Annotated in this window: 22 protein-coding genes; 14 read left to right on the top strand and 8 right to left on the bottom strand. The window is 64.3% G+C overall.

Annotated features, from left to right (window positions below; genetic code table 11):
* Window positions 1–34 precede the first annotated feature (34 nt).
* Together AB7Z56_RS21505 and AB7Z56_RS21500 are read left to right on the top strand one after the other, a co-directional pair.
* A complete protein-coding gene (locus tag AB7Z56_RS21505) occupies window positions 35–637 on the top strand; it encodes a PepSY domain-containing protein (RefSeq protein ID WP_208073857.1) in 603 nt (200 codons plus the stop codon).
* A gap of 218 nt (window positions 638–855) precedes the next feature.
* Complete coding sequence (locus AB7Z56_RS21500; protein ID WP_208071261.1) at window positions 856–1,893, top strand: aspartate-semialdehyde dehydrogenase; 1,038 nt, start codon at window positions 856–858, stop codon at window positions 1,891–1,893.
* 96 nt (window positions 1,894–1,989) lie between these two features.
* Here the strand turns inward: AB7Z56_RS21500 and queA are convergent, their stop codons facing one another.
* From queA to coaD, 5 genes are all read right to left on the bottom strand, one after another.
* Entirely contained in the window at window positions 1,990–3,063 is a 1,074-nt protein-coding gene (gene queA, locus AB7Z56_RS21495) for a tRNA preQ1(34) S-adenosylmethionine ribosyltransferase-isomerase QueA (protein ID WP_354123745.1), read from the bottom strand.
* Window positions 3,064–3,206: 143 nt separating this feature from the next.
* A complete protein-coding gene (locus AB7Z56_RS21490) occupies window positions 3,207–3,671 on the bottom strand; it encodes a peptidylprolyl isomerase (RefSeq protein WP_071913717.1) in 465 nt (154 codons plus the stop codon).
* On the bottom strand, window positions 3,668–4,078 hold the full coding sequence (locus tag AB7Z56_RS21485) for a hypothetical protein (RefSeq protein WP_063983169.1): 411 nt from the start codon (window positions 4,076–4,078) through the stop codon (window positions 3,668–3,670). Before AB7Z56_RS21485 ends, AB7Z56_RS21490 begins: the two co-directional genes overlap by 4 nt.
* Before the next feature lie 9 nt (window positions 4,079–4,087).
* Window positions 4,088–4,663: a peptidylprolyl isomerase gene (locus tag AB7Z56_RS21480; RefSeq protein WP_063983168.1), complete on the bottom strand. Its 576-nt coding sequence runs from the start codon at window positions 4,661–4,663 to the stop codon at window positions 4,088–4,090.
* A 37-nt stretch (window positions 4,664–4,700) separates the two neighbouring features.
* Entirely contained in the window at window positions 4,701–5,198 is a 498-nt protein-coding gene (gene coaD, locus AB7Z56_RS21475; protein ID WP_085404698.1) for a pantetheine-phosphate adenylyltransferase, read from the bottom strand.
* Between the two features lie 249 nt (window positions 5,199–5,447).
* Between coaD and AB7Z56_RS21470 the strand changes: the two genes are divergently transcribed.
* The 5 genes from AB7Z56_RS21470 to AB7Z56_RS21450 all read left to right on the top strand — a co-directional run bounded on the left by AB7Z56_RS21470 (window position 5,448) and on the right by AB7Z56_RS21450 (window position 11,882).
* Window positions 5,448–5,705: a hypothetical protein gene (locus AB7Z56_RS21470; RefSeq protein ID WP_135213706.1), complete on the top strand. Its 258-nt coding sequence runs from the start codon at window positions 5,448–5,450 to the stop codon at window positions 5,703–5,705.
* 192 nt (window positions 5,706–5,897) lie between these two features.
* On the top strand, window positions 5,898–7,751 hold the full coding sequence (locus AB7Z56_RS21465) for a potassium transporter Kup (protein ID WP_166096648.1): 1,854 nt from the start codon (window positions 5,898–5,900) through the stop codon (window positions 7,749–7,751).
* Window positions 7,752–8,507: 756 nt separating this feature from the next.
* Window positions 8,508–10,523, top strand: a complete 2,016-nt coding sequence (locus tag AB7Z56_RS21460) for a TonB-dependent siderophore receptor (protein WP_354123744.1) — start codon at window positions 8,508–8,510, stop codon at window positions 10,521–10,523.
* 4 nt (window positions 10,524–10,527) lie between these two features.
* Complete coding sequence (locus AB7Z56_RS21455) at window positions 10,528–11,691, top strand: PepSY-associated TM helix domain-containing protein (protein WP_166096651.1); 1,164 nt, start codon at window positions 10,528–10,530, stop codon at window positions 11,689–11,691.
* A complete protein-coding gene (locus tag AB7Z56_RS21450; RefSeq protein ID WP_071913707.1) occupies window positions 11,688–11,882 on the top strand; it encodes a hypothetical protein in 195 nt (64 codons plus the stop codon). The genes AB7Z56_RS21455 and AB7Z56_RS21450 overlap by 4 nt, the downstream gene beginning before the upstream one ends.
* Before the next feature lie 88 nt (window positions 11,883–11,970).
* Here the strand turns inward: AB7Z56_RS21450 and gyrA are convergent, their stop codons facing one another.
* From gyrA to AB7Z56_RS21435, 3 genes are all read right to left on the bottom strand, one after another.
* Complete coding sequence (gyrA, locus tag AB7Z56_RS21445) at window positions 11,971–14,709, bottom strand: DNA gyrase subunit A (protein WP_166096653.1); 2,739 nt, start codon at window positions 14,707–14,709, stop codon at window positions 11,971–11,973.
* A 168-nt stretch (window positions 14,710–14,877) separates the two neighbouring features.
* A complete protein-coding gene (locus AB7Z56_RS21440) occupies window positions 14,878–15,276 on the bottom strand; it encodes a DUF2306 domain-containing protein (RefSeq protein WP_166096654.1) in 399 nt (132 codons plus the stop codon).
* Window positions 15,277–15,478: 202 nt separating this feature from the next.
* Window positions 15,479–16,000 carry a single-stranded DNA-binding protein gene (locus tag AB7Z56_RS21435; protein WP_354123743.1) on the bottom strand — a complete coding sequence of 174 codons (522 nt, stop codon included), beginning with the start codon at window positions 15,998–16,000 and terminating at the stop codon, window positions 15,479–15,481.
* A gap of 449 nt (window positions 16,001–16,449) precedes the next feature.
* Between AB7Z56_RS21435 and AB7Z56_RS21430 the strand changes: the two genes are divergently transcribed.
* The 7 genes from AB7Z56_RS21430 to AB7Z56_RS21400 all read left to right on the top strand — a co-directional run bounded on the left by AB7Z56_RS21430 (window position 16,450) and on the right by AB7Z56_RS21400 (window position 24,620).
* Complete coding sequence (locus AB7Z56_RS21430; RefSeq protein ID WP_085404690.1) at window positions 16,450–17,211, top strand: outer membrane protein; 762 nt, start codon at window positions 16,450–16,452, stop codon at window positions 17,209–17,211.
* A 233-nt stretch (window positions 17,212–17,444) separates the two neighbouring features.
* Window positions 17,445–18,134 (top strand): outer membrane protein, encoded by a 690-nt coding sequence (locus tag AB7Z56_RS21425; RefSeq protein ID WP_085404689.1) that lies wholly within the window; start codon window positions 17,445–17,447, stop codon window positions 18,132–18,134.
* A gap of 223 nt (window positions 18,135–18,357) precedes the next feature.
* Window positions 18,358–19,104, top strand: a complete 747-nt coding sequence (locus AB7Z56_RS21420; protein WP_208086988.1) for an outer membrane protein — start codon at window positions 18,358–18,360, stop codon at window positions 19,102–19,104.
* A gap of 189 nt (window positions 19,105–19,293) precedes the next feature.
* Entirely contained in the window at window positions 19,294–20,058 is a 765-nt protein-coding gene (locus AB7Z56_RS21415; protein ID WP_247305428.1) for an outer membrane protein, read from the top strand.
* A gap of 145 nt (window positions 20,059–20,203) precedes the next feature.
* Window positions 20,204–20,959 (top strand): outer membrane protein, encoded by a 756-nt coding sequence (locus tag AB7Z56_RS21410; RefSeq protein WP_166096658.1) that lies wholly within the window; start codon window positions 20,204–20,206, stop codon window positions 20,957–20,959.
* A 304-nt stretch (window positions 20,960–21,263) separates the two neighbouring features.
* Window positions 21,264–24,242 carry an excinuclease ABC subunit UvrA gene (gene uvrA / locus AB7Z56_RS21405; protein ID WP_208071256.1) on the top strand — a complete coding sequence of 993 codons (2,979 nt, stop codon included), beginning with the start codon at window positions 21,264–21,266 and terminating at the stop codon, window positions 24,240–24,242.
* A gap of 45 nt (window positions 24,243–24,287) precedes the next feature.
* A complete protein-coding gene (locus AB7Z56_RS21400) occupies window positions 24,288–24,620 on the top strand; it encodes a hypothetical protein (protein ID WP_135213712.1) in 333 nt (110 codons plus the stop codon).
* The last annotated feature ends 132 nt before the right edge of the window (window positions 24,621–24,752 follow it).

The raw sequence follows: 24,752 nt of genomic DNA, 5'->3' as shown, positions 1-24,752 counted from the left end.
CATCCGGCACACTCGCTGGCCGAGGGTTTCGAGCATGACGACAGCCAAACGATTGACCTTGCGATTACTTGCGATCGCCTTGCCCGCGCTGCTTCTTGCCGCGCCGGCGCGGGCGATCGTCACCACGGGCACGCCGACCGCGCTTCACGGCGACACAGATGGTGATGCCGAAGCAGACCGCCAAGCGGTCAGCCGCGAAATCGAACGATTCCGCAGCTCGTCGATCTCGATCGGCCAGGCCATGGCGATTGCGGAAGCCCGTCATGCCGGTGCCACGACGGCGGATGTGAGTTTCGACGGAGCCTCCGGCGTGCCGGTCTACCGGGTGAAGACCCTGCACAACGACCGCATCTGGCGCCACACCATCAACGCCGCAACCGGCGAGTTCGTCGGCGGCGAAGCCGCCCTCCCCCTCGCCGAACTCGATCTCGACGACCGCAGCAACCTCGCAGCGCTCGGTGCCATCAAGCACCGCCTTGCGGATGCCGTGCACGTCGCCGAACGTGCGGCATCGGGCAAGGCGATCAGCGGCGGACTGGTGCGCGAACGCGGCCGGCTGAATTTCGCGATCGTCGTCATCAGCGGCGACAACCTCAAGGAGGTCATCCTGGAGCCGCCGGGCGCCCGGGCGAAATAGCGGCGGCCACAATCCCGCCGAAAAGCCATTGACGGGCGCGAAACTCTCCCGCATAAGTCGCCGCCATGTTCACGACCACCAAACGCACGACTAAAACCACCACGGCCTTCGGGGCCCGGGGAGGCGTGCGCGCGTAGGTCGTCGACTTAAACGCAATCCACTCTACCGAAGCTCCGACCTCTGGTCCGGGGCTTTTTTGTTGTCTTCAGCTCAATGCAATGGAGGAGAATGTGAGTAACGATCCCGTCGTCGCGATTGTCGGCGTCACCGGTGCGGTGGGCGCCGAATTCATCGCCACCATGGACAAGCGCGGCTTTCGCGTCGGTAAGCTCAAGGCGCTCGCAAGCGCCCGCTCGGCCGGCAAGACGGTATCGTTCCGCGGGCAGGACGTCGTCATCGAGGAGCTTACCGAGCGCGCCTTCGAGGGCGTCGACATCGCGCTGTTCTCCGCCGGCGGCAGCATCTCCAAGAAGTTCGCGCCTGTAGCGGTCAAGGCCGGCGCCGTCGTGGTCGACAACTCCTCCGCCTTCCGCATGGACCCGAACGTGCCGCTGGTGATCCCCGAGATCAACGCGAACCGCATCCGCGACCACAAGGGCATCATCGCGAACCCGAATTGCGCCGCCATCACCGCGCTGGTGCCGCTCTGGCCGATCCACCAGAAGAACCGCATCAAGCGCGTCATCATCTCGACCTACCAGGCGGCCTCGGGCGCCGGCGCCGCCGCGATGGACGAGCTCGTCGAGTCCACCCGCGCCAATCTCAACGGGCAGGTCTATACGCCCAAGGTGATGCCGCACCCCTACGCCTTCAATCTCTTCAATCACAACACGGCCGTCGACCCTGAAACCGGCTACAACGACGAAGAGACCAAGGTCATCAAGGAAACCCGCAAGATCTTCGAGGACGAGAAGATCGCGATCGGCGTCACCTGCGTCCGCGTACCGGTGCTGCGCGCCCATTGCGAGGCCATCACCTTCGAATGCGAGAAGCCGATCAGCGAGGACCAGGTCCGTGCCATCATGGCGCAGGCGCCCGGCGTGAAGCTCGTCGACGACCGCGTGAAGAACTACTTCCCGATGCCGATCGACGCGTCGGGCCAGGACGACGTCCTGGTCGGCCGCATCCGCAAGGATCTCAGCGATCCCTCAGGGCATTCGATCTCGATGTTCGTGGCAGCGGACCAGCTGCTCAAGGGCGCCGCGCTGAACGCGGTGCAGATCGCGGAGCTGTTGCCGCAGCGTGTGATGGCGTAACCGGTGTCGTAGGGTGGGCAAAGCGAAGCGTGCCCACCAATCGACCTGAAATATGCGGATAGATGGTGGGCACGGCGCTACGCGCCTTTGCCCACCCTACGGCTCGGCGCGAAACAACAAGCACGCATCCCCGTACGAATAGAACCGATAGCCACTCGCGATCGCGTGCGCATACGCCTGCTGCATCGCTTCGAGCCCGGAGAACGCCGACACCAGCATGAACAGCGTCGACTTCGGCAAATGGAAATTGGTCAGCAGGACATCGACGGCACGGAAGCGATAGCCGGGGGTGATGAAGATCGACGTCTGGGCCGCAAACGGCTGGATGGTGCCGTCCTCGCTGGCCGCGCTTTCGAGCAGCCGCAGTGACGTCGTGCCGACGGCGATGATGCGCCCGCCATTCTGCCGTGCGGTGTTGAGCCGCTCCGCCGTCTCGGCCGAGATCGTCCCCCACTCGGCATGCATCTTGTGGCCTTCGGTGTCGTCCACCTTCACCGGCAGGAACGTCCCTGCCCCGACGTGCAGCGTGACGCGATTGATGCCGACGCCGCGGTCGCGCAGCGCCTGCTCCAGCGCCGGGGTGAAATGCAGGCCCGCGGTGGGAGCCGCGACGGCGCCTTCGTTCGCAGCAAACATGGTCTGGTAGTCCGCGAGGTCCTGATCGTCGGGCGTGCGCTTCGAGGCGATATAGGGCGGCAGCGGCGGGCTGCCGAGATCTTCGATCGCCTGATCCAGCGCCGGGCCGTGAAACGAGAATGACAGTGTCACTTCACCATCGGTGCCCTTGGCCTCGACCTCGGCGTCGAGATGGCCGAGCAGGCAAACCTTGCCCTCGTTGCCGAAGCGGATGCGGTCGCCTGCCACGAGCTTTTTTGCCGGCTTCACCAGTGCCTGCCAGCGCGAGCCGTCGAGGCGCTTGATCAGCGTCGCCTCGATCTTGGGCTCGGTCTCGCGGCCGATGCGGCGGCCCTTGAGCTGCGCCGCAATCACCTTGGTGTCGTTGACGACGAGCTGGTCGCCCGCCTTCAGCCATTGCGGCAGCTCGGAAATGAGCTGGTCGCGCAGCGCGCCGCCTTCCACGACCAGCATCTTCGCGGAGTCGCGCGGGCTCGCCGGGCGCAACGCGATGCGCTCGGCGGGCAGATCGAAATCGAAGAGATCAGTGCGCATGTCGGGCTCAGCGCCACGCAGTCAGACCCTCATGGTGAGGAGGCGCGTCGCGCCGTCTCGAACCATGAAGGCCGAGCTGCAACAGCGGGGCCTTCATCCTTCGAGGCGCGCGTTCCGCGCTCCTCAGGATGAGGGTTGAGCGGTTACTCCGCGTCCGCGGCCATCCGCGCCTTGACGATCTTGTCGGGGTTCTGGACGGGCTCGCCGCGCTTGATCTTGTCGACGTTCTCCATGCCCTCGGTGACCTTGCCCCACACCGTGTACTGGTTGTCGAGGAAGCGGGCGTCGTCGAAGACGATGAAGAACTGGCTGTCGCCGGAATCGGGGCTGGCGGCGCGGGCCATCGAGGTGGTGCCGCGCACATGCGGTTCCTTGTTGAATTCCGCCTTCAGCTTCTTGCCGGAGCCGCCGGTGCCGGTGCCCTGCGGGCAGCCGGTCTGCGCCATGAAGCCCTCGATCACGCGGTGGAACACGATGCCGTCGTAAAAGCCCTCGCGGACCAGTTCCTTGATGCGCGCGACGTGGCCGGGCGCGAGATCGGGCCGCATCTCGATGGTGACGGGGCCCTGCGTGGTCTCGAGGATCAGGGTGTTTTCGGTGACGCTCATGCTCGTCTCTCTTGCGTTGGGGGTGAAGTCTTCCGGTTACGGAACTGGATCGCGAATGGACGTCCCGCGGCGGCGCCGGCCATTGCATCGGTAAATGGCATCGGCGTGCAGCGTTGCAGCGCCTCCATCACGGCGACCCGGTATTGCAGCCGGTCATTGTCGGAGGCCTCCGCGGATTCATAGGTAATCCTCGGATGGCCCAAAATGTTTCCGGCCCGGTTAAAGCTCACGACGACGGTGATGTCGATAGGGCGAGCCTTGCTGGGCGGCGGCGGCTTCCAGCAGGTCCGCAAGTGCTGGAAGATGTCCTGGATGGTGTTGACCTCTGCGTCTCCGGCGGCCGCGCCGGAAACGCCTGAAAGCAGCAGCGCGGCAGCCAGCAGAAGCCTATTGCCATAGCGCGCCATGGCCCCATCCTATTTGATGTCGGAAGCGACCTGGACCTTCACCATCTTGTCGGGATCGGTGACGGCACCGCCGGCCGAACCGGGCGGTGCCTTCTTCAGCTTGTCGACGACGTCCATGCCCTGCACGACCTCGCCGATCACGGTGTACTGGTTGTCGAGGCTGCCGCCGTCCGCGAACATGATGAAGAACTGCGAGTTGGCACTGTCGACGCTGTCGCCGCGCCGCGCCATCCCGACGATGCCGCGGGCGAAATGAACCTTGGAGAATTCCTGTTTCAGGTTCGGATATTTCGAGCCGCCGGTGCCGTTGAATTTCTCGCCGTCGCCGGTCTGGGCCATGAAGCCGTCCATGACGCGATGGAACGGCACGTTGTTGTAATAGCCCTCGCGCGCGAGCTGCTTGATGCGCTCGGCATGCTGAGGCGCAATGTCGGTCCGCAGCTTGATGACGATGCGGCCCTTGGTGGTGTCGATGACGATGGCGTTGGCCTTGTCGAGATTGGCCGGCAATTGCTGCGCCACCGCCGGGACCGCGCTGAAGAGCGCGGCAAAGATCGTGGCAAGAATTGCGAGACGACGGATCATGAGAACTCCGGATCAGGTAGGATGAAGAATTGCGCCGTTATCCGGCGAATTTGGCCTTGAGCAGGTTGGCGACGAGCGGCGGCACGAAGGTCGAGATATCTCCGCCCATGGCCGCGATTTGACGCACCAACGTGCCGGTAATTGGGCGGACGGCCGGAGAGGCCGGCAGGAACACGGTTTGGACGTCGGGCGCCATGGCGCCGTTCATCCCGGCGAGTTGCATCTCGTAGTCGAGGTCGGTGCCATCGCGCAGACCCCGAATCATGACAGTCGCGCCGTGCCTGCGTGCCGCGGTGACCGCAAGATCGTCGTAGGTCACGGCCTCAAGCGTACAGCCGACCTGGGCCGCGACCGGCCCGCAGACGTCATGGAGCATCTTGAGCCGCTCCTCGGTTGAGAACAGCGGCTTCTTGCCGGGATGGACCCCGATCGCGACCACGAGCCGATCGCACAGGGGTACACTGTTCCGGACCACGTCCAGATGGCCGTTGGTGATGGGGTCAAAGGAACCCGGATAGAAGGCGATACGCGGCATGTCCCCGTCCTACCGCGCCCGGCCCGGCCCGGCAAGCCAGACGGGTTCCCTGCCGGTTTTTCGGCGGCGCCGAGTCGGAATTCCCCGAATTGTTTCGTCCTCGGGACGGCCATGAAACAAAACGAAGTGCGAACGAAACCATTTCGGGCGTCCGCGAAGACGTCCGGAAACTGGCCATGGTTACTAATCCACCCAACGAATGACGGGCCGCACAACTGGGCGTAGCGGCCGCATCACAGGGGACCGTCAATGATCAAGACCATCTCGGCCGTCGCTATTGCCGCGTTTGTTGCCGCCGCTCTCACCGTCCTTCCCGGTTTCGCTCCGTCCGTCGAAGCGAGCGTCCCGCAGCCGCTGGCCAAGAGCGACCGCCTCGATATCCGCACCGTCGGCAAGGACTGCTCGCAGCAGGCCTGGCCAAACTTCGAGGCGTCCTGCCTGCGTCAGGCCGGCACCAAGGCCAATATCCGCGAGGCGCGTCTCGTGACCGCCGACCGGACCCCGTAGTCGAACCTGTCAGCTTCGCGTCATATAGACCCCGAGATAAATCCCATGGATATTTGCGACGTCCCGTCGCAGACTGTCTGATATTCGCGCCCGTCGGAATGGCCCGGCGGGCGCGATCCCATCGGGGGGTCGACCTTGTCCAGTACGCCCGCAGTCGTTTCCGGCCATCACCCTGACCCTCTGCCAATTGCCATGACCATGGGCGCCCTCGGGGTGGTCTATGGCGATATCGGCACCAGCCCCCTCTACGCCCTGAAGGAAGCCGCCAAGGCGGCCGCCCATGGCGCTACGCTGACTCCCGACGCTGTCCTGGGCGTTGCCTCGCTGATCCTCTGGGCCCTGCTGCTGATCATCTCGCTGAAATATGCGCTTCTGATCCTGCGCGCGGACAATCGCGGCGAAGGCGGCATCGTCGCGCTGCTGGCGCTGCTCCACGCCCGCCACGCCCAGTCCGGCACCTGGCGCGCGCATCTCCTGGTGGTCGGCCTCGTCGGCGCCGCCCTACTCTATGGCGACGGCGCGATCACCCCGGCCATCTCGGTGCTCTCAGCCATCGAAGGCCTCAAGGTCGATGCGCCCTCGCTCGCGCCGGTCGTCGTGCCCATCACCGTCGCCATCCTGATCGGGCTGTTCATGATCCAGAAGCAGGGCACGGGCTTCATCGGCCGCATCTTCGGGCCGGTGATGCTGGCCTGGTTCTTCGTGCTGGCCGCGCTCGGCGTCCACGGCATCGTCAAGGCCCCGGCCGTGCTCGCGGCACTGAGCCCGCTCTATGCCTTCAACTTCCTGATCCACCAGGACTTCCACATCTCCTTCGCGATCCTCGGCGCCGCCTTCCTGGCGGTGACCGGCGGCGAAGCCATGTACGCCGACATGGGGCATTTCGGCCGCTTCCCGATCCGGCTCGCCTGGTTCGCGATCTGCCTGCCCGCGTTGGTGCTGAACTATTTTGGGCAGGCCGCGCTGCTGATCACCGATCCCGCGATGATCGAGAACCCCTTCTTTCAGCTCTGCCCGGACGCCCTGCACTATCCGCTGGTCGCCTTCTCGGCGCTCGCGACCGTGATCGCCTCGCAGGCGATCATCTCCGGCGTGTTCTCGCTGACCCAGCAATCGATCCAGCTCGGCTTCCTGCCGCGCATGCAGATCCGCCACACCACGAGCCATGCGATGGGCCAGATCTACGTGCCGCTGGTGAACTGGCTGCTCGCTGCCGCAACGCTCGGCGCGGTCCTGAGCTTCGGCACCTCGGAAGCGCTCGCCGGCGCCTACGGCATCGCGGTGTCGCTGCTGATGGCGATCACCACGCTGCTCGCGGCCCTGGTCGCGATCCAGTGGGGCTATTCGCCGTGGATCGTGGTCGCCGTCAACGGCTTCTTCTTCGTGATCGACGTGATCTTCTTCTCGGCCAATTCGATCAAGCTGTTCGAGGGCGGCTGGTTTCCGCTGCTGCTCGCGGCCCTCGTCGCCTTCATGATGCTGACCTGGCGCAGCGGCGTGAAGCTGGTCGAGGCGGCGCGCGCGAAGCTGCGCCAGCCCGAGGAGGACCTGATCGAGACCGCGGTCAACAAGTGCCGCGCCAGACTGCCCGGGACCGCCGTCTTCCTGGCATCCGCGCCGCGCGGCGTGCCGCTGGCGCTGACGCAATTCGTCAAGCACAACCACGTGCTGCATGAGCGCATCGTCCTCGTCACCGTGCTGATCGAGGAATCCCCGCACATCAACGATGAAGACCGTGCCGAGGTGATCGAGATCGTTCCCGGCATCACCCGCGTGGTCCTGCATTACGGTTTCATGCAGAACCCGACGATCTATGCGGGCCTAACGCTCGCCTGCCGCCAGGGCAAGCTGCCCGGCATCGACCTCTCCGACATCACCTACTATGTCGGCCGCGAAACCATCATCCCGAGCGAGGACATTCCGGGCATGTGGGTCTGGCGCGAAGGCCTGTTCGCCTTCCTCCAGCGCAACGCCGAACGCTCCGCCGCGTTCTTCGGCGTGCCAACCAGGCAGGTGGTTGAGTTCGGGACCGAGTTGGAGATCTGATCATCGTGTGGATCGCCCGTTCAGGGCAAGGCAGGATTCGCACCACGCGTCTCGATGAGATGCCGATCACCGACAGGTAGAGCTCGTCACGCCCGCTTACCCGGGAGTGTGCGACATTCGCGCGCACCTCAATCTTGTCTGGCCCATCGCCAGACATACGCAGCAACAAATTCCAATGTTTTGTCGATCAGTTAGCTTCGCTTTTTTAGAAGTTCTAAGAATGTCTCCAATTATGACGTTTCGAGTGATTCAAAATTCGTCCAACTCGACGCTCGCAATGTCGCCATCTAACACGCGCGCGGGTGCGAAGTCGCGTGAGGTCAGAAGGATCATCCCGCCGGCGCGGCGATCGCCGGATGGGGCGCTGACATGGAATGCGATGGACACGGACTGCGTGGTCGTGCGGACTATTTTTTAAGGAACACTTTCAAGAGCACAGCCAGCGCACTCACGCTCGGCTGCTTGCTGATGGCCGTCACGCCGGTGAACGCGCAGAACACTGGCCAATCCGGTGCATCCGCGTTGCCGCCGGTGACGGTCGACGCACCCGTTCAGCGCGCGCAACGTCCGGTCCAGGTCCGGCGCAACGCATCGGCGCGGCGCAGTGCGAGCCAGCGGTCCGCTCAACAGGCCAACCGTTCGACAGTACAGCCGGAGCCTCAAGCGCTGGTGGGAACAGCAGCGCGCGTCAATGCCGGGACGAACGGACCCGTCGCAACGCGCGCCTCGGGCGCGACCAAGACGGATTCACCGATCATGTCGACGCCAGCGTCCATTACCGTCATCACAAGGGAAGAAATGGACGTGCGGCGCGCCCAGAGCGTCCGCGACCTCTTGCGCTACGCGCCAGGAATCTATTTCAGCAACGATACCGATTTCCGCTTTCAGAACGTCAGCGCGCGCGGCTTCAGCCTCGAAACATATCTGGACGGGCTGCGGCTCCAGGGCGGACCGTTCGGTGCGCCGCGGGTCGATCCCTATTTGCTCGAGCGCGCCGAGGTGATCACCGGGCCGGCGTCAATTCTCTACGGCGCCGCCTCGCCCGGCGGCATCCTCAACCTCGTCAGCAAGCGCCCGACTGAAAATCCGTTCGGAGAAGTCTCCCTGCAAACCGGCTCGTTCAACCGGATCCAGGGCGCCTTCGATGTCGGCGGCCCCGTCGACAAGGACAAGACGCTGCTCTACCGCGTCACCGGTATCGGCCTCAACGCCGACACCCAGGTCGACAATATCGGCGAGCAAAGATTTTCGATCGCGCCGGCCTGGACGTGGCGTCCGAGTATCGACACCACCATCACCTTCCTGACGAGCTACCGGCAGGACCCGAAGGGTGGTGCCTTCGCGCTCTTGCCGATCCAGGGCACGCTGGTGCCGGGGACGTTCGGGCAGATCCCGCGCAATTTCTTTGCCGGCGATCTCAACTACGAGACTCTCAAATACAAGCAGGCAACCGCCGGCTACGAGTTCGAGCATCGTTTCGACGACGTCTTCACGGTGCGCCAGAACGTACGCTACCTGCACAATGAGCTCAGCTATGTCGAGGTGCAGCCCGGCGGGTTCACGACGACGGGCGCGGGCGGCACGCTCCGGCTGGTCGACGGCCGCACGATCAACCGGAGCTACTTCTCGACCAACGAGAACCTCGACACATTCGCTGCCGACAACCAGCTCCAGGCCAAGTTCAACATGGGACCGCTGCAGCACACGGTGCTCGCCGGCCTCGACTACCAGCGGTTCGACTTCAACAATCTCGCCCGCTTCGCGGCCACCAACACGCTCGACATCCTGGCGCCGAACTACACGCAGAACATCGCCGTCCCCACGGCGCTCTTCCAGAACCTCGACCAGCACCTGTCGCAGCGCGGCCTCTACGTCCAGGACGAGGCCAGGCTCGGCCGGCTCACCGTGCTCGGCGGAGTCCGCTACGACTGGGCCGAGGGTAATACCCTGGCGCAGAACACCGGCGTTCGCGTCCTGAACGACGACCAGAAGCCAACCGGCCGCATTGGCGCGATCTACAATTTCGACAACGGCATTGCGCCCTATGTCAGCTACTCGACTTCGTTCCAGCCGACCTCGGTCGGCACGCTGCTCAACGGTCAGCCGTTCAAGCCGACCACCGGCGAACAGTACGAAGGCGGCGTGAAGTATCAGCCGGTCGGGACCAATCTGATGTTCACGGCCGCGGTCTACGACCTCAAGCAGCAAAACGTCGCAACCGTCATCAGTGGCCCCGGTATTCCCGCCAACACCACGGCGCAGGTCGGCGAGGTCAGCTCGCGCGGGTTCGAAGGGTCCGTCGTCGGCAGCCCCCTGCCCGGCCTGAGCCTGCGCGGGCAGTACTCCTATCTCGACAACCGGATCAGTTCGCCCCAGGACGTCAATTTCGGCAAGCGGCTCGCCAACGTCCCGATGCACACCGCCTCGCTCTGGGCCAACTATCTGGTGCAGGGCGGTCCTGCCACCGGCTTCGGCTTCGGCGGCGGCGTCCGCTACGTCCACGACATGTACACGACCAACGCCAACAATCTGACGGTTCCGACCATCGTGCCGGGCGTCTTCCTGCCCGCCGCCACGGTGCCGGCCAGCACGGTGTTCGATGCGGTGCTGTCCTATGATTTCGGGATGCGGTATCAGCAGTGGAAGGGCCTCAGTGCGGCGGTGAACGTCAACAACGTGTTCGACAAGACCTATGTCTCGTTATGCACGGCCGGCGGCTGCCGCTGGGCGCTGGGGCGCACGGTGCTGGCGACGCTGACCTACCGGTGGTGAGGGGATGACAGCACAGTCAGTCAAATGGTGGTCGCTGGTCCACAAATGGACCAGCCTTGTCTGCACGCTATTCCTCCTGATGCTTTGCATCACCGGGCTGCCGCTGATCTTTCATGACGAGATCGACGAGCTCTTCAAGTCGGAAGCCTCGGCCCGAGAGCTCCCGGCGGATACTCCGCAGGCTCCGTTAAGCCGGCTGGTCGACGCCGCCAAGGCGCGCTATCCGCAGCGCTACCTCCAGGTGCTCGGCTGGGACGACGATCGCGCCAACGTCGTCAACGTATTCCTCTCGGCTACGCCCGAAGCTCCCCCCGGCCAACGTTTCCTGAAGCTGTCATTCGATTCCAGGACCGCGGAACTGATCGGCGAAGACACGCAGCAGGGTGGCCTGATGAGCGCCATCCGCATATTCCACCGCGACATGTTCTTGGGGTTGCCGGGTGAACTGTTTCTCGGCGTCATGGGCCTGTTGTTTGTCATCGCGATCGTTTCCGGCATCGTGCTCTACGCGCCCTTCATGCGCCGGCTCAACTTCGGCACGGTGCGTCGTATCGGCGCGTCGCGGGTCAAATGGCTCGACCTGCACAATCTGATCGGCGGAGTGACTCTCATATGGCTGCTTGCCGTCGGCGTCACCGGTGTCATCAACACGATATCGTTGCCGCTGTTCTCCGCCTGGCGCGCGGAGGTGATGCCGGAGCTGATCGCGCCGCATCTGGGCAAGCCGCCGCTTGCGAAATGGGCCGACGTCGACGACGTCATGGCCGCAGCACGTCGGGCGCTCGACGGCAATACGCCGGCCAGCATCATCGTTCCGACGGTCGCACGGTTCGGGACACCACGGCACTTCATCGTCTGGACCAAGGGCACGACGCCGATCACCTCGCGCCTGTTCACGCCCGCGATGCTCGACGCCGAAACCGGGCAGCTCGTCACCGCGCGTGGCCTGCCGTGGTATCTCAGGGCGTTGCAGGTATCGCGCCCGCTTCATTTCGGGGACTACGGCAGCCTGCCGCTGAAGATCATCTGGGCGCTGTTCGATCTTGCCGCCATCGTCGTGCTTGCCAGCGGCGTCTATCTCTGGCTCGGCAAGCGCAAATCGCCTCGCGTCCCCACGCGCGCTCAGGACGGGCCGCCTGTCGTAGCGACATCCGGGATCCGTCCATGAAGCGCGAGCGCCACACCATGGACGAGATCTTTCGCTGGCCGCTCCTGCTCGGGGGGCTCATCCTTGTCGGGCTGGCGTCGGCGCTGTTCGGCGACGATGGCTGGGACGCGCTGTCCTGGGCAGCACTGGCAATTCCGCTGGCCGTGCTCGGCTGGAAGGCATCGCGCCAGCCGCATCTTCCAGGATCATAGGCCGGACACCGGCGCGTTGTGCCGTGCCGGACCTATCCGGTTGATTGCAACCGTCAACGGGGACGACACCTGACGGGATCGGCTCGATCTACGAACCGTTCCCGTTCTCGCCATTGCCGCTCTCGGCCTCTTCCGTGATGTGCTCGACCGAGACGACGTGCTCGTCCTCGGCGGTGTCGAACACGATCACGCCCTGGGTCGAGCGGCCGGCGACGCGGATGCCTTCGACCGGGCAGCGGATGAGCTGGCCCTTGTCGGTGACCAGCATGATCTGGTCGGCGTCTTCCACGGGGAAGGAGGCCACCAGATTGCCGTTGCGGTTGTTGACGCTCATGGCGACGATACCTTTGCCGCCACGGCCGGTGGTGCGGTACTCGTAGGACGAGGTCCGCTTGCCGTAGCCGTTGACGGAGACGGTGAGCACGACCTGCTCGGCCGCCGACATCTCGATATAGCGCTCCTGCGGAAGCTGGAAGCTGCCGGAAGTCTCCTCGGCCTCGGCATCCACTGCGGGCTCCTCGGTCGTGGCCTCGCCGGCGACGGCGCGGCGCATCTTCAAATAGGCCGAGCGTTCGTCCGAAGAGGTCTCGACATGGCGCAGGATCGCCAGCGAGATCACTTTGTCGCCCTCGCCGAGCGCAATGCCGCGCACACCCATCGAGGTGCGCCCGGTGAAGACGCGCACGTCGGTGACGGGGAAGCGGATGCACTGGCCGCCGGCGCCGGTCAAAAGCACGTCGTCGTGCTCGGTGCAGATCTGCACGTCCACGATCGCTTCATTCTCATCGAGCTTCATGGCGATGATGCCGGAGCGGCGGACGTCGACGAAGTCGGACAGCTTGTTGCGCCGGACGTTGCCGCCGGTGGTGGCGAACATCACGTCCAGGTTGCCCCAGGTCGATTCATCCTCCGGCAGCGGCATGATGGTGGTGATGCGCTCGCCCTGCTCCAGCGGCAGGATGTTGATCAGCGCCTTGCCGCGCGCGTTCGGCGCGGCCATCGGCAGGCGCCACACCTTCTCCTTGTAGACCTGGCCGCGCGACGAGAAGAACAGCACCGGTGTGTGCGTCGACGCCACGAACAGGCGGCTGACGAAATCCTCGTCGCGGGTCTGCATGCCGGCGCGGCCCTTGCCGCCGCGGCGCTGCGCCCGGTAGGCGGACAGCGGCACGCGCTTGACGTAGCCGGCGTGGGAGACGGTGACGACCATGTCCTCGCGCTGGATCAGGTCCTCGTCCTCGACCTCGCCCTCCTGCTCGATGATCACGGTGCGGCGCGGGGTCGCGAACTCGGCCTTCACCTCGGCGAGCTCGGTCTTGATGATGCCCAGCACGCGGGCGCGCGAGCGCAGGATGTCGAGATAATCGGCGATCTCGCCCGCGAGCTTGTCGAGCTCGTCGCGGATTTCATCACGGCCGAGCGCGGTGAGACGCTGAAGGCGCAGATCGAGAATGGCCCTCGCCTGCTCCATCGACAGCCGGATCGTGCCGTCCTCGCTAATGCGGTGGCGCGGATCGTCGATCAGCGTCAGCATGTCCTCGACGTCCCGTGCCGGCCAGTCGCGCGACATCAGGGTGTCGCGGGCAGTGGTCGGGTCGGGCGAGGTCCGGATGACGCGGATCATCTCGTCGATATTCGCGACCGCGATCGCCAGACCAACCAGGATGTGGGCGCGATCGCGCGCCTTGGCGAGCAGGAACTTGGTGCGACGCGTGACGACCCGCTCGCGGAAGTCGACGAAGATCGCCAGCAGGTCCTTCAGATGCATGATCCGCGGACGGCCGCTGTCGAGCGCCACCATGTTGACGCCGAAGCTCGTCTGCAGCGGCGTGAATCGGTACAGCTGATTCAGCACCACATCCGGCACGGCGTCGCGCTTCAATTCGATGACGACGCGGTAGCCGTCGCGGTCGGATTCATCGCGCAGGTCGCCGATGCCCTCGATCTTCTTTTCCTTGACCAGCTCGGCGATGCGCTCGACCATCGTCGCCTTGTTCACCTGGTAGGGAATCTCGGTGATGATGATCGCCTCGCGCTCCTTGCGGATGGTCTCGATCGCGACCTTGCCGCGCATGACGATGGAGCCGCGGCCGAGGTGGTAGGCGGCGCGGATGCCCGCGCGTCCGAGAATGACGCCGCCGGTCGGGAAATCCGGTCCCGGAACGATGTTGATGAGTTCCTCGATGGTGAGCGCAGGATTGTCGATCAACGCGACGCAGGCGTCGATGACCTCGCCGAGATTGTGCGGCGGGATGTTGGTGGCCATGCCGACCGCGATGCCGCCCGCCCCGTTGACCAGGAGGTTCGGGAACTTGGCCGGCAGGACCGACGGCTCGGTTTCGTTGTTGTCGTAGTTCGGCTGGAAGTCGACGGTGTCCTTGTCGATGTCGGCCAGCAGAGCCAACGCCACCTTCGTCAGTCGCGCTTCGGTGTACCGATAGGCGGCCGGGGGATCGCCGTCGACCGAGCCGAAATTGCCCTGGCCGTCGATGAGCGGCACGCGCATCGAGAAGTCCTGCGCCATCCGGACCATGGCGTCGTAGATCGACTGGTCGCCATGCGGATGATATTTACCGATGACGTCACCGACCACGCGCGCCGACTTGACGTACTTCTTGTCGGGCGTGTGCCCCTGCTCGTTCATCGAGTAGAGGATGCGGCGATGAACCGGCTTCAACCCGTCGCGCGCATCGGGCAGCGCACGCGCCACGATCACGCTCATCGCGTAATCGAGGTAGGACTTCTTCATCTCCTCGTAGATGGAAACGGGACGAATGTCCGAGGGTTGCGCCGGCTGGTCGCCGGGCTTGTTGTCGTCGTCAGCCAAGGGGAAATCCGGTGAGATTTTATCTGGGAATCATATAGCGCATCGCCCCCCTGATAACCACCCTTGCGAGGTCTGGGGAAGCGGTTTTTCCGACTGTTTTTCCAGAGACTTACGAGCTCAGCACCACTGCATCGAGCGAAGCCGGAATGAGCCGCATGGAACCACGTCCTAGGCTCCGAAAATCACCCGGTGCATGATCCGTCCAGGCACGAGCGTGAACAGCCCGGCAATGACGAGCGCGCCGACGAACGTCATGATCATGATGCGCCGGTGATCGGCGACCCGGTGGGTGTGCGCCCGCCACACCGCGAGCGGCAGCATCACCAGCGTGAAGATCGATAGGAGATGGATCGGGCTGAACGGCCCGACCAGGCGGATCTGGTGGATCCAGAACGACGATGCCGCAACGACCGCCATGAGCCCCACCCAGATCCAGCCGATCGTCCGGTGCGGCAGCGTGCCCTTGGGGGCGGCAAACTGAACGAGGCCGAGCACGAAGGCGGCCATGGCGGCAAAGGCGTGCAGCGGGATCGCTGGAGCAGCCTCAAGCAGCGGCGCAACGCTCATGCAGGGCTTTCTCCGATCGACGGCCGACCCATGTGAATAGGATTAACATCAAGTTAATACCATTCACATCACGCCTCGTCAAAGGCTTGAGGCAGCACATGAGGCAAGCCCGCAAAAACCGAGCTTTGCCCGTCAATTGGTAAGGACTCCTGTCGTTTTACGCGAGCAAGGTGACATCAGGGGCGAAGCGCCCCCGCCCGCCTCAGAACGGGATATCGTCGTCCATGTCGCTGTTGCGGCCACCACCACCGCCACCACCGCCACCACCGCCGCCGCCGGCGGCAACGGCACGGCGCGGCGCGCTGCTGACGGGACCGGAGGAGCCGAAATCGCCGCCCGGCTCGTCGCCGAAGCTGCCGCCTCCACCGCCGCCGCGGCCGTCGAGCATCGTCAGGGTCGAGTTGAAGCCCTGGAGCACGACCTCGGTGGAGTACTTCTCGGCGCCGCTCTGGTCGGTCCATTTGCGGGTCTGGAGCGCGCCCTCGATGTAAACCTTCGCGCCCTTCTTCAGGTACTGCTCGGCGACCTTGCAGAGCCCTTCATTGAAGATCACGACGCGATGCCACTCGGTCTTTTCCTTGCGCTCGCCGCTATTCTTGTCGCGCCAGGTCTCCGAGGTGGCGATGCTCAAATTCGCGATCGGCCGCCCGTCCTGGGTGCGGCGGATTTCGGGATCCTTGCCGAGATTTCCAACCAGAATGACCTTGTTGACGCTTCCCGCCATCGCCGCTCTCCACTCCGAATGCCACTGAATTTTAGAAGGCCCGGGACGCGCCCGCGTCCTCTGCAACCTGTTGACGCGACCCTATACGCTTGCGCGGACGGATCGGCCCGTCACCCCTCCACTTATCCCCACATATAGCACCCCTGGCCGGTTCGTTCCAGATTTGTTCTTATGACACCCCTCACCTTGTTGCGTTGGCAAGACGGCACCGCGATGCACAAAGACGGCCTGCGCCAAATGGAATTTCCCCGAATTCCTGAGGACGGCGAAACAGCTTAACATTCATCAAGTTAGAAGCAGTTCAGATGCCGCCCGACTGTTGCATTCCGGAGACGGACTCCGCCTCCCGCCTAAGCTACGCTTGCTGCGGAATTAGATTCTTATAGGCGTCGCGCCTGATCAGCCGCTTCGGGGACTTCGAAAAGCGGTCAGAAACTGGGGGGACTGCAATGAATAAGATTTTGATTGGTACTATTGGTGCAATCGCGTTGGGGCTGTCGGCTCCCGCAAGCGCGGCAGATCTCGCTGCGCGTCCCTACACCAAGGCTCCAGCACCGATGATCGCGACCATCTACGACTGGAGCGGCTTCTACATCGGTATCAACGGCGGCGGCGGCACCAGCCACAAGTGCTGGGACGTCGATATCGGCGGTGGCGTTCTCGTAGGCGAAGGCTGCCACAACGCGACCGGCGGCACGGTCGGCGGCCAGGTCGGCTACCGCTGGCAGTCAGCCAACTGGGTGTTCGGCTTCGAAGGCCAGGGCAACTGGGCCGATTTCTCGGGTGACAACATCAGTGCGATCAGCGGCCTGCGCGATCGTTCGAAGATCAACGCCTTCGGCCTGATTACCGGTCAGGTCGGTTACGCCTGGAACAACGTCCTAGTCTACGTGAAGGGCGGCGGCGCCGTCGTCAGCGATCGCTACCGCAGCTTCGACGTCGCCAGCGGCCTCGAGTTCGACCGGGCCAACGAGACCCGTTGGGGCGGCACCGTGGGTGCGGGCGTCGAGTTCGGATTCGCCCCGAACTGGACCGTGGGTTTCGAATACGACCACATCTTCCTCGGCAACCGCACCATCGGCTTCACCGGATCCGGCAATTTCGCCCCGCTCGGCGTTGCCACACGCTCCGATCGCATCAGCCAGGACGTCGATATCGGCCTCGTCCGCGTGAACTATCGCTGGGGCGGCCCGATGATCGCAAGATACTGACATCCCTCTGAAATCGCTTGGAGATCAAAGGCCGGCCTCGCGCCGGCCTTTTTGCGTGGGCAACGGGAATTATAGGTCAGTCACCGTTACGTTTTGCGATTATTGTGGCTTTTGGGAGACACAACTTGCGGCTTTGCTCGTGTAAGCACGACATCAGTTGGACCACGGCGTCCGATGTCCTTCCGAACGCACGGAAGGCAAAAACAGAAACCGGGACTGGGATTAGTTTGAAAATGAAGAAGGTTTTGTTGGCTTCGGCCTGTTTGTTCGCTCTCGCTGCTCCGGCTTCGGCCGCTGATCTCGCGGCGCGCCCCTACACCAAGGCTCCGGTGGCGGTGGCCTCGGTCTACAACTGGACCGGCTTCTACCTCGGTATCGTCGGCGGCGGCGCCTGGGAAAACGGTTCCGGCGACCCGAAGATGAAGGGTGGCTTCGTCGGCGGCACCGCCGGCTACAACTGGCAGACCGGCAACGTCGTGTTCGGCGTCGAGGCTGATGGTTCCTGGGCTGACGTCAGCGCTTCGGCGACCGGCGCCACTGTTGTTCCCGGATTCGGCGTTGTGACCGCAACGGCGAGCTCGAAGACCGATGCCATGGGCACCGTGCGCGGCCGTATCGGCTACGCCGTCAATCAGGTCCTGTTCTACGGCACCGGCGGCTACGCCTGGATCGACAACAAGATCACCCTCTCCGCTCTCGGCCTGACCGCGTCGGACAGCAAGTGGCACTCCGGCTGGACCGTCGGCGCGGGCGTCGAGGCGTTCTTCGCTCCGCAGTGGTCGGTCAAGGGCGAGTACCTCTATCGCAGCCTCGGCGGCGAGACCTACTTCTCGGGCGCCCTGCCCACCGGCACGCTCAACTTCCACACCGTGCAGGTCGGCGTGAACTATCACTTCGGGGGCCCGGTGGTCGCGAAGTACTGAGCTTCGCTTCCAACGCACCGCGTTACGAAAGGCCGGCCTTGCGCCGGCCTTTTTGTTTTCGCGCGTCCAGATCCAGGCCAACCGATTCCCAACGTTTTCGGGGAAAGCTGTGGTATCCCGGTGACACAACCTTCGGCTTCAATGGTGTAGAGCAATGACATCGGTTGGGTCATTGGGTCGGCCGTTTTTGGTCGACAAAGAGAAACGAAACTGGGGAATTGAAATGAAGAAGGTTTTGCTGGCCTCGGCCAGTCTGTTCGCACTCAGCGCGTTGGCTCCCGCCTCGGCGGCCGATTTGGCGGCCCGCCCCTACACCAAGGCGCCCATTGCTGTGGCCTCGATCTACAACTGGAGCGGGTTCTACCTCGGCATCAACGGCGGCGGCGCTTCGAGCCGCAACTGCTGGGATGTCAACAATATCTTCGGCGTTGCGGGTCCGGACACGGCTGAAGGCTGTCACAATGCGACAGGCGGCGTCGTCGGTGGCCAGGTCGGTTATCGCTGGCAGTCGGCCAGCTGGGTGTTCGGCCTTGAAGCCCAGGGCGACTGGGCCAATCTGAAGGGCTCGAATACGAGCGTGGCGCTTGCTCCGCTGGTCAACGAGACCAAGATCGACGCGATCGGCCTGTTCACCGGCCAGGTCGGCTATGCCTGGAACAATGTGCTCTGGTACGTGAAGGGTGGCGCGGCGGTCACGCATGCCAAGTACAACGGCACGGTCGTCGGCGTGGTCCTCGACAGCGCAAGCGAGACGCGCTGGGGCGGCGCGGTCGGCACCGGCCTCGAATTCGGCTTCGCGCCGAACTGGTCCGTTGCGATCGAATACGACCATCTGTTCATGGGCAAGCGCAACAACTCGTTCACGATTCTCGGCATCAACGACCGCATCGACCGTATCAAGCAGGACGTCGATATGGGCACGGTCCGCGTGAACTACACCTTCGGCGGCCCGGTTGTGGCGAAGTACTGACCTTCGCCATCAACGCCATCGCGTTACGAAAGGCCGGCTTTGCGCCGGCCTTTTTGTTTTCGCGCGCACGGCGCGAGCGCTTGCGGACAAGTTCCATTTTTCGGCGCGCTGTGACCCTCCGGTGACAGACTGTCGCACCTCGAAGGTTGTATCGAAGATCGCAACAACTTTGGCCTTGGGGGGTCCGTCTTGAACAAGTTTATGCTTGCCGCCGCCGGCATAGTCGCGATGACCACGTCCGTTTCGGCGGCCGACCTGGCGGCGAGCCCCTACACCAAAGCTCCTGCCCCGATGATCGCCGCGGTCTACGATTGGAGCGGCTTCTACATCGGCGCCAACGGTGGTGGCGGCTGGAGCCATAATTGCTGGGACATCGTCACCAACATCCTCGGTGCGCCGGTCACTCCCCCCGCATCGGAGGGCTGCCACACCGCGACCGGCGGCGTGGCCGGCGGCCAGGCCGGCTTTCGCTGGCAGAGCGCGTCGTGGGTGTTCGGCGTGGAAGGCCAGGGCGACTGGGCTCACCTTAGCGGCTCCAATGGACCGAGCCTGGCTGCCGGCGGCGTCGGCTCAGACCGCTCGAAGATCAACGCCTTCGGCCTCGTGACCGGCCAGGTCGGCTACGCCTGGAGCAATGTGCTGTTCTACGCGAAGGGTGGTGCGATGGTTGTGAGCGACAAATACGAGGGCTTCACCACCGCCACCGGCTTCGTGTTCGACAGGGCGAATGAAACGCGCTGGGGCGGAGCGATTGGTGCTGGCCTCGATTTCGGCGTAACGCCCAACATCGTGGTCGGCGTCGATTATGTGCACGGCTTCATGGGATCGCGCGACAACCGCTTTACGTTCAACAACGGCACGTTCTCGCGCGCCGATCGGATCCGCCAGGACGTTGACATTGCAACGGCCCGCGTCAGTTACAGGTTCGGCGGCCCCCTCATCGCCAAATACTGATCTTCGCCTCCGACGCCATCGCGTTACGAAAGGCCGGCCTTGCGCCGGCCTTTTTGTTTTCGCGCGAGGGTGCACCCAACCGTCTTGGAGTCGTGAGGCGCGCGCAAGGCGTCCGCTAATGGCTTTGGCGAGTTGGGGACGTGACATGAAGACGTGGATGCTGGCTGCGGTCAGCCTGTTCGCACTCGGTGCGGTCGCGCCGGCTACCGCCGCCGATCTCCCGATCTACAAGGCGCCGGCGGCCGCCGTTCCCGTCTATGACTGGAGCGGCATCTATGCCGGCATCAACGGCGGCGGCGGCTTGGCCCATGCCTGCTGGGGCGTGACCCGCGCGCTCGGCATCGCTGTCGATCCGGCCGTTGGCGAAGGCTGTCACAATGCGGGCGGTGGCACGGTCGGCGGACAGCTCGGTTATCGCTGGCAGAAGTCGCGTTGGGTGTTCGGCATCGAGGGCCAGGGCAACTGGGCCGACTTCAAGGGCAGCAATGTCAGCGTGGCGCTGCCGCTGTTCACCAACCAGACCAAGATCGACAGCTTCGGCCTGTTCACTGGCCAGATGGGCTACGCCGTCAACAACCTGCTCTTCTATGGCAAGGCCGGCGCCGCGGTGGCGCACGACAAGTACGACACCTTCGTCCCCGGCGTCCCGGCCGCGGTGTTCAACAGCGTCAACCAGACCCGCTGGGGCTACACCATCGGCATCGGCGTGGAATGGGGCTTTGCCGAGAACTGGTCGGTCGGCGGCGAGTACAACCATGTCTTCCTCGGCCATCACAGCGCCGACTTCGCAACGCTCGTCGGCGGCTTCGCCCCGCGCACCGACCGGATCGGCCAGGATATCGACATGGGCCTGATCCGCATCAATTACCGCTGGGGCGGCCCGGTCGTCGCCAAATACTGAGACCAAGCTTCCCTCAGGAACCTCCAAGTCCTGATCATGTGCGGATTGCCCCAAATCCGCATTCAAACGCGAACGAAGGGCTGGCCTCGCGCCGGCCCTTCGCATGTTCCGGGGGCCCTGCTCCTGCCAGATGCCGCCAGCGCGCCAACAATCCGTTGACGATTCGCACACGCCACTGGAAATCCGTCCCCGTTCTTCCTACGTTCGCTGCCATACCCATCGGCGCCGATCCCGGTTCCGGGCGACGCGCGCCTTTTTTGTTGGCGCGATCGCGCACCTTTGGGATTCCTTGAGGGCAACTCGGATGGATGAAGTGATCAAGGCGAAGCGCCAACAGCAGAACGCGGGATCCAGCCTGCGCGCAATTACGATTCGTGGCGCGCGCGAGCACAACCTCAAGAATGTCGACGTCGAGATTCCCCGCGACAAGCTGGTGGTGTTCACCGGGCTGTCAGGCTCCGGCAAATCCTCGCTCGCCTTCGACACCATCTATGCGGAGGGCCAACGCCGCTACGTCGAATCGCTGTCGGCCTATGCGCGCCAGTTCCTGGAGATGATGCAGAAGCCTGATGTCGACCAGATCGACGGCCTGTCGCCGGCGATCTCGATCGAGCAGAAGACGACCTCGAAGAACCCGCGCTCGACCGTCGGCACCGTCACCGAGATCTACGACTACATGCGCCTGCTCTGGGCGCGCGTCGGCGTGCCCTATTCGCCCGCCACGGGTCTGCCGATCGAGAGCCAGACCGTCTCGCAGATGGTCGACCGCGTGCTGGCGCTGCCCGAAGGCACCCGCCTCTATCTGCTCGCCCCGGTCGTGCGCGGCCGCAAGGGCGAGTACCGCAAGGAACTCGCCGAATGGCTCAAGAAGGGTTTTCAGCGCGTCAAGATCGACGGCACCTTCCATGAGCTCGCGGAGGCGCCGACGCTCGACAAGAAATTTCCGCACGACATCGACGTCGTGGTCGACCGCATCGTGGTGCGCGCCGACATCGGCCAGCGCCTCGCCGAAAGCTTTGAGACCGCGCTGAAGCTCGCGGAGGGCCTCGCCGTCGTCGAGTTCGCCGATGCGCCTGCAGCGGCTGCGCCCGTCGAGGAGAAGAAGAAGACCGCAAAAATCCACGACAAGAGCGGGCCTGAGCGCATCCTGTTCTCGGAAAAATTCGCTTGCCCCGTCTCCGGCTTCACGATTCCGGAGATCGAGCCGCGCCTATTCTCGTTCAACAATCCCTACGGCGCCTGCCCGGCCTGCGGCGGCCTCGGCGTCGAGCAGCATGTCGACGAGGACCTCGTCATCCCCGACAAGGAGCTCGCCATCGGCAAGGGCGCGATCGCGCCCTGGGCCAAGTCGTCATCGCCTTACTATATTCAGACGCTGACGGCGCTCGGCAAGCACTACAAGTTCACCCTGACCACCAAATGGAAGGATCTGCCGAAGAAGACGCAGAACGCGATCCTCCTTGGCTCGGGCGAGGACGAGATCAAGTTCTCCTACGAGGACGGCGTCCGCTCCTACGACACCAAGAAGCCGTTCGAGGGCGTCATCACCAACATCAACCGCCGCTATCGCGAGACCGAGAGCGAGTGGGCGCGCGAGGAGCTCGCAAAATATTTCCACGACGTCCCCTGCGAAGGCTGCAAGGGTTTCCGGCTGAAGCCCGAGGCGCTCTGCGTCAAGATCGGCGGCAAGCATATCGGCGAGATCTCGGAGCTGTCGGTCAGGAAGGCCGGCGAATGGTTCGAGACCGTGCCCGAGGCGCTGAACACGCAGCAGAACGAGATCGCCGGCCGCATCCTCAAGGAGATTCGCGAGCGCCTCACCTTCCTGCTCGACGTCGGCCTCAACTACCTCACTCTGTCCCGCTCCTCCGGCACGCTGTCCGGCGGCGAGAGCCAGCGCATCCGCCTCGCCTCGCAGATCGGCTCGGGACTGACTGGCGTGCTCTACGTGCTGGACGAGCCCTCGATCGGCCTGCACCAGCGCGACAACGCCCGCCTGCTCGATACGCTGAAGCGCCTGCGCGACCTCGGCAACACCGTGATCGTGGTCGAGCATGACGAGGACGCGATCCTGCTTGCCGACTACGTCCTCGACATCGGGCCCGGCGCCGGCATGCATGGCGGCAACATCGTCGCCGAAGGCACGCCCGCCGAGATCATGCGCAACCCGAAATCGCTCACCGGCAAATATCTCACCGGCGAGCTCGAGGTCGAGGTGCCGGAGCGGCGCCCGCCGAACCATCGCCGCACCATCAAGGTGGTCAACGCGCGCGGCAACAACCTCAAGAACGTCACGGCCGAGATTCCGCTGGGCCTGTTCACGGCCGTCACCGGCGTCTCCGGCGGCGGCAAGTCGACGCTGCTGATCGACACGCTCTACAAGGCCATCGCCCGCAAGCTGAACAACGCTAGCGAAGGCGCCGCACCCCACGATCGCATCGAGGGCCTCGAGCACATCGACAAGATCATCGACATCGACCAGTCGCCGATCGGCCGCACCCCGCGCTCGAACCCCGCGACCTATACCGGCGCCTTCACGCCGATCCGCGAATGGTTCGCCGGCCTGCCCGAAGCGAAGGCGCGCGGCTACGAGCCCGGCCGCTTCTCCTTCAACGTCAAGGGCGGCCGCTGCGAGGCCTGCCAGGGCGACGGCGTCATCAAGATCGAGATGCACTTCCTGCCCGACGTCTACGTCACCTGCGACGTCTGCAAGGGCAAGCGTTACAACCGCGAGACGCTGGAGGTCCTGTTCAAGGGCAAGAGCATCGCCGACGTGCTCGACATGACCGTCGAGGAAGCCGCCGACTTCTTCAAGGCGGTGCCGCGCGTGCGCGAGACCTTCCAGACCCTGCACCGCGTCGGGCTCGATTACATCCATGTCGGCCAGCAGGCGACGACCCTGTCGGGCGGCGAAGCCCAGCGCGTCAAGCTCGCGAAGGAGCTGTCGAAGCGCGCCACCGGCCGCACGCTCTACATCCTGGACGAGCCGACCACCGGCCTGCACTTCCACGACGTCAAGAAGCTGCTTGAGGTGCTGCACGAGCTCGTCGCACAGGGCAACACGGTCGTCGTCATCGAGCACAATCTCGAAGTCATCAAGACGGCCGACTGGGTCATCGACCTCGGCCCCGAAGGCGGCGACGGCGGCGGCGAGATCGTCGCCTGGGGCCCGCCGGAGGACATCGCGAAAGCGCCGCGGAGCTACACGGGGAAGTTCCTGGAGCCGGTGCTGAAGAAGGCACGGAAGCCGAAGCGGAGGAGCACGAGCGAGGCGGCGGAGTAGAGTTCATTCCGCCTCGTCCGCGGGATCATCGGGGAAAGGCTGCAAGTGTCCGCGATGCCCAGCCGCACCTACATGCTCTTCCGCAAGGCAATCCTCGCCGAGCAGCAGGTAACCTGCATCTACGAGGGGCGTTATCGCGAGCTCTGCCCCCACATCATCGGCACCAACAAGATGGGTGAGGAAGCCGTCCTCGCCTGGCAATTTGGCGGCGAGAGCAGCGGACCGCTGCCGCAATGGCGATGCCTGAAGCTCGCCAATATCACCAACGCCCGCACGCGCGATGGCCCCTGGCACGAGGGCGGCTCTCACCGGACTACTCAGACCTGCGTCAGCAACATCGATCTCGACATCAATGTTCACGTGCGCAGGTTGCGGTGACGCACATGCGTCCCACGGCTGACGGGCTTGCCGGCCATGATCGCAGGGTTGATTTCAATGCGCTCGTGTCGCATGGGTGTCCTCGAATTCTTCTAAATAATAGCCGCCACGTCTCGTTTGTCAGCGAACTCC

The organism is Bradyrhizobium sp. 482_C4_N1_8, from assembly GCF_052075965.1.
Lineage (GTDB): Bacteria > Pseudomonadota > Alphaproteobacteria > Rhizobiales > Xanthobacteraceae > Bradyrhizobium > Bradyrhizobium barranii.
Note: the sequence above shows the minus strand (reverse complement) of the source record. Positions and strands in the feature narration are given on the sequence as shown.